The organism is Corynebacterium sp. HMSC04H06 (assembly GCF_001815935.1).
Lineage (GTDB): Bacteria > Actinomycetota > Actinomycetes > Mycobacteriales > Mycobacteriaceae > Corynebacterium.
On the sequence record NZ_KV823398.1, the window covers coordinates 1 to 4727 of the forward strand.

The following is a 4727-nucleotide window of genomic DNA, read 5'->3' on the forward strand; positions in this document are numbered from 1 at the left end:
GCCTCACACACAAACTTCCTGACACCCTCCACGACATCCCACGAAGCCCCTCATCCATACGGCCCGCCACCTCATCCAGGTCACCATCGAACAAATCCGCATACGTATCCAGGGTGAGCATCGCGGACTTATGGCCCAACTGCCGCTGCACCGCCTTCACAGACGCGCCCGCGGCCACCATCTGCCCGGCCGCCACATGCCTTAGCCCATGCGGGGTAAGACTGTCCGGGATTACCCCATTCTGGACACACCGTCTTACCGCCTGGTGAAAAAACGACGTATGGCCCAGTGGGCGCAGAAACCCACCAGAAGGACGCTCCCAGACCAGCGCCTCCGGGCCCTTACCGGCTATCGCGGTCTGAATCAGCGGCATAATCGACGCCGGCACCGCCACAGTCCTCTGCTCCCATGATTTAGACTCCATCGGCACCCACTCACCCGAATCATCACGAGCAATAGCCTGAGCCACCGTCAAACGACGCCGCAGCACATTCACATCCTTGACCCGCAGGCCCGCCAGCTCGCCCCACCGTAGGCCAACCGTGCCCAGGACAGCGATAATATCCCCGCGCTCGCCGCACTCCGCGACAAGCGCGTTTAGTTGGGCAGGGGTGAGGTACGCCTTCACCGGGCCGGACTTACGAGGTAGCTTCACCCCTACCGCCGGGTTAGAGCGAAGCCTACCGTCGTCTACCGCGACGTCAAGAATTTGCTTGAGAACCGCGTGGCAATTGGCCACCAGCGTCGACGACGGGGAAGTAGACCCCGACTTATTCGGACGAACACGCCGAATCGTGGAGACCCATTCTTGCACCTCTGACCGGCGGATACTGGCCACCTGGCGGTTGCCCCACACGGGGCGCACGTGATGGTCCCAGGCCACGTCTAGCTGACGCCGGTAGTTTGGCTTGCAGTGCGCGAGGGAAGCCCACCAGGCGCCATGCATCGAGTCGACCGTGGTCTTGCCCGCCGCCGGGTCTATCCAGTCATTTTCACGGACTGCAACCGCGTTTTTGTCCGCCCATGCCTGGGCCTCGGTCTTGGTGCGAAAGCCTTGTTTAGTCCGTGAACGTCCATCCGGGGACCGGTACTGCACACGCCAAGCCCGCCCTTTTGCTGTCTTGTACGCCTTAATCGATGCCATGCTAAAATCACTTCCTAGCCGGTGCTGTAGGACAGCAAAGGGCTATCTTGAGAAATACTAGGGGCGCTCTTGGAACATCGCACGCCAAGGGCGCCCCGTAGTTGTCATGTTTGAGCTGAGACAGTCTTGTCTTAAAACTCAAGAATTTCTTGCACTGGGGAATTTCGCTTTGTGGCCTTGGCGAATAGATAATCGAATTCTTGCTTATCATCTGAGGCTTTCATCAGAGCGATTACTTGTTGTATCTGTCCTTCCAGATGGGTAACCCCGACGTTTTTTGCAAGGTGTTGGTGGTGCTTTCTGGGCCGATTTCCTTGTTCGTTTTTCGGGTTCAATTCACGTAATCGGTCGAGCACCCCTGATGGCATAGCTTCGTAGATGTATTTGTTGATGATTTTTCCGACGTATTGCGGGTGATGGTGATCACCTGGTTTAAACTTCCAGCCGTGTAAACGGTAAATCTCCTTGAAAAAAGTCTCAGGGAACGTCCTAATCCATGGGCGAAAATCTTCAGCGATGTATGCATCCAAGAGCTTTTGTAGTTCATCTTTCGCCCTGGTCTCTTGGTATCCTGTTGCTTCATCGACGAGGGCAGTGATGCCTACAAGGGAAAGTGCTTTTACTACCCTCCGTGATGCGGCAGCTGCTGGTTGCTGATTTGCGGTAAGAACTCCATCTTCTTCTGCGTCCATGTATACGTTGCAGATGCGGGGGAGGATTTCGGCGTTGTATCCACTCTTTTCTTGTTTTTCGTCGCCTACTCTGTATTGAACTCGTTGAAGTTGTTCTTTGAGTTCCGGTGTGATATATGGCAGGAGGTTATTTGCCTCCAGAAATGGAGGCCGATTGTCGTTCCGTGTGCGGCGACCGCTCGATTGGGAGCGGTTTAGCACTTCCATGATCGAGGCTTGGCTGATTATTCTGCGCCCGTCGGTGAGGACGGAGCAGTCGAGTATCGTTCCTGCGATCTCGAGGGGGCCTTGGTGTGTTGCTCTTTCGACTGTTTTTCCCCATCGGGCGTCGGCGGCGGTTTGGGCTGCGACTTTGCGGGGGTCGGGCGTCGGCAATTTTCCGTTATGCGATGTCATATCGGCATAATATCATACTGTGAAATTGTGGAGGGCGCGCGGCCTTTTTACCAGCATATTCGCAAAGAACTGCCTGGTGGCGAACAGGGCTTGCGCGCTATGCCGTTGGCGTTGCGCATAGTGTTTTACACTGCAGCAGCTGGTTGACTAGCCCCGCCCCTCCCTGGTCCCACGCCGGGTGAGGGGCGGTTTCGGCGTTTTACGCCTTCAGTGCCACACAGCGCGCCCGCAGCTGGTCCGCAAACTGATAGATATCCTCAACAGCGGAAATATCGAACTGGTGCTCTTCCTTGTTCTCGTCGAAGATGCCGATGCGCGGAACCTGGCGGTCAAAGTACAGGCGCGCAATCGGCTTGCGGTTGTTGTCCTCGAAAAGGATTGCGCAGTAGCTCTTCGCATCGCGGAGCGCGATGTCAGCGGCCGGCACCTCCGCGCAGCAAATCGCGCGAATGATATTGAACGCCGCGATTTCCTCCTCGGTGGTCACAATACCGTTGTCCGCAGCTGCCCCTGCGACCGCATCCTCTTCAACCTCCGGCGCTGCAACGCCGGCTGCAACGGGCTGCGTCTCCTCGAAGTCCTGCGCGGAACGCAGCCGGCGGTTCGCCTCATCCTTCAGGAACTGGCTCTGCGCCGTCTCCACAAGCTTGGTGAACACCTCGAGGTTTTGCGCGGTCATGCGCCGCGACGTCACGCGTGCCGCAATGAGCTTAACCCAGTCTGCGTCCGGCTCCCGGAACTGCGACACTAACACCTTCTTGATTTCGGCGACGTACTTCAGTTGCTCCGCGCTGGCGGCAATCGTGTCGGAATCAAACCTGGACTTCGTGCACATATCAAGGTGTGGGAAAATGCGGGCATCGATGTTCGCCAGGTCCAGCGTCATGAACGGCTTCTCGTCCATCCGGTTCGCCGCGTCCAGCTGGGCGTAGAACTCGTACACCTCACCGTTGGTGAGAATCGCAAACTCGGTGTCGGTGACGTTGAAGTAACGGACCAGCTGGTTCGCGTGGTTCAGGCTAAGTGGCTCGCCAATCTTTTTGCATTCGATGAGGAATCGGAAGTCATCGCCTGCCTTGATGGCAAAGTCAACCTTTTCGCCCTTCTTGATGCCGACGTCTGCGGTATATTCCGGGATGACCTCGCGGGGGTCGGTGACGTCGTATCCCAGCACGGTGCTGATGAACGGGATGATGAAGGCGGTCTTGGTTGCCTCTTCGGTTTCGATGATGGGTTTGAGCTCTTTTACTTTTGCCGCGAGGGTGTGTACGGCTTGGTCGATGCTCATGGGGCGGTTCCTTTCGTAGGGGTGGGCAAGTTTAGGGACGTTGGCGGCGCGCTGTGGTCCAGGAGGTTAGGCGGCGCGGTGCATGTGCATTCCGAGCCAGGTTTTGAGTATGTGTTGGGTGACTTCGAGTTCGTCGGCGATGGCGGGCAGGTGTCCGTTGTGCCATACGGCGGCGGCTTTGAAGTCGGTGGGGTTGATGAGTAGGCGGGCGGCGTATTCGTCGGCACGCCTTTCTTGGCGCTGGTCATAGTGCCCGTTGCCGGTAGGGGTGTCGCGCTGGGCGGCGTGGCCTAGCTCGTGGGCCAGGACGCTTTTGTACTGGTTGATGGATTGGCCGCGCCTCGTGCTGATTATGCGCCGGTGGTGGTCGTACCAGCCGGGTGGCCCGCCGGTGTGGCGCCGAATCTGCACGCCCATGCTTTCGGCTAGGAGGTGCAGCTCTACCGCGCTAATCGTCATCCGCATCATTCCTTTCCGCGTCTTCATCCGGGCCGCTGTAAGCAACCGCGCTGAGCGGCATTGAATCATCCACGTCGGACACGGGGGCACCCGCACGACGAGCAGCCAAGTCATTGATGTCGGTAGTGAACTCGTCGGTCTTGAGGCCGCGTTTCATGCGGCGCAGGACCTCGTCAGCTAGCTGGTCCTCGGTGACGCTGCGTAGGGCGGTCATGGGGTCGACCGTGCGCGCGTACTTCTCATCCAAATAGCCGGTATCAACCAGGGCACGAACCGGGTGCGCGCCGTAGGCGGTGGCAATGGCAATGACGTTTTCGGCGGAGATTTCTCCGCGCTCTACCTGGCGGGAAAGTGTGCGCTGAACAATACCGGCACGGTTTGCGGCCGCATTGACTGACGCGTTGTTGGTGACCTTTTCTAGCCATTCACTGTTGTTCATGGCCTCCACAATACAGCATGTTAGGCGTTTTGTCTAACTGTTGACCTGGGGTTACGAACAATTTTGATACAGGACTTGACACGTCGCCTAACGGTAAGGCATAGTGTCTAACTGTCAGGTAGAAAGCACTAAGGAGGTGAATGGAATGGTCCCGAAGATTCACAAGCTCAACATCGTGCCCGACGATTCGGGAATCAATATCGATGTAGACGGCGCGTCGGAAGGCATTCATATCGAATACAAAATCTTGCCCGAGGTTATTGAAGCCCTTGTGGGCGAGAGGGTGTCAGGAAGTTTGTGTGTGAGGCT

5 protein-coding genes are annotated in these 4727 nt (G+C 57.4%); all 5 read right to left on the bottom strand.

Annotated features, from left to right (window positions below; translation table 11 throughout):
* A partial coding sequence (locus tag HMPREF3067_RS00475; protein ID WP_070767794.1) for a site-specific integrase occupies positions 1-1144 on the bottom strand: 1144 nt, incomplete at its 3' end.
* Positions 1145-1275: 131 nt separating this feature from the next.
* Positions 1276-2232 (bottom strand): P63C domain-containing protein, encoded by a 957-nt coding sequence (locus HMPREF3067_RS10880; RefSeq protein WP_083319056.1) that lies wholly within the window; start codon positions 2230-2232, stop codon positions 1276-1278.
* 199 nt (positions 2233-2431) lie between these two features.
* A complete protein-coding gene (locus tag HMPREF3067_RS00485) occupies positions 2432-3520 on the bottom strand; it encodes a type I restriction enzyme HsdR N-terminal domain-containing protein (RefSeq protein ID WP_070767796.1) in 1089 nt (362 codons plus the stop codon).
* A gap of 66 nt (positions 3521-3586) precedes the next feature.
* Complete coding sequence (locus tag HMPREF3067_RS00490) at positions 3587-3979, bottom strand: ImmA/IrrE family metallo-endopeptidase (protein ID WP_141759292.1); 393 nt, start codon at positions 3977-3979, stop codon at positions 3587-3589.
* Positions 3969-4418 carry a hypothetical protein gene (locus HMPREF3067_RS00495; protein ID WP_141759293.1) on the bottom strand — a complete coding sequence of 150 codons (450 nt, stop codon included), beginning with the start codon at positions 4416-4418 and terminating at the stop codon, positions 3969-3971. Before HMPREF3067_RS00495 ends, HMPREF3067_RS00490 begins: the two co-directional genes overlap by 11 nt.
* Positions 4419-4727 lie beyond the last annotated feature (309 nt).

Coding starts and splice junctions, on each gene's coding strand:
- HMPREF3067_RS00485 (WP_070767796.1), bottom strand. CDS start 3,520: ATGAGCATCGACCAAGCCGTACACACCCTCGCGGCAAAAGTAAAAGAG.
- HMPREF3067_RS00495 (WP_141759293.1), bottom strand. CDS start 4,418: ATGAACAACAGTGAATGGCTAGAAAAGGTCACCAACAACGCGTCAGTC.
- HMPREF3067_RS10880 (WP_083319056.1), bottom strand. CDS start 2,232: ATGACATCGCATAACGGAAAATTGCCGACGCCCGACCCCCGCAAAGTC.
- HMPREF3067_RS00490 (WP_141759292.1), bottom strand. CDS start 3,979: ATGACGATTAGCGCGGTAGAGCTGCACCTCCTAGCCGAAAGCATGGGC.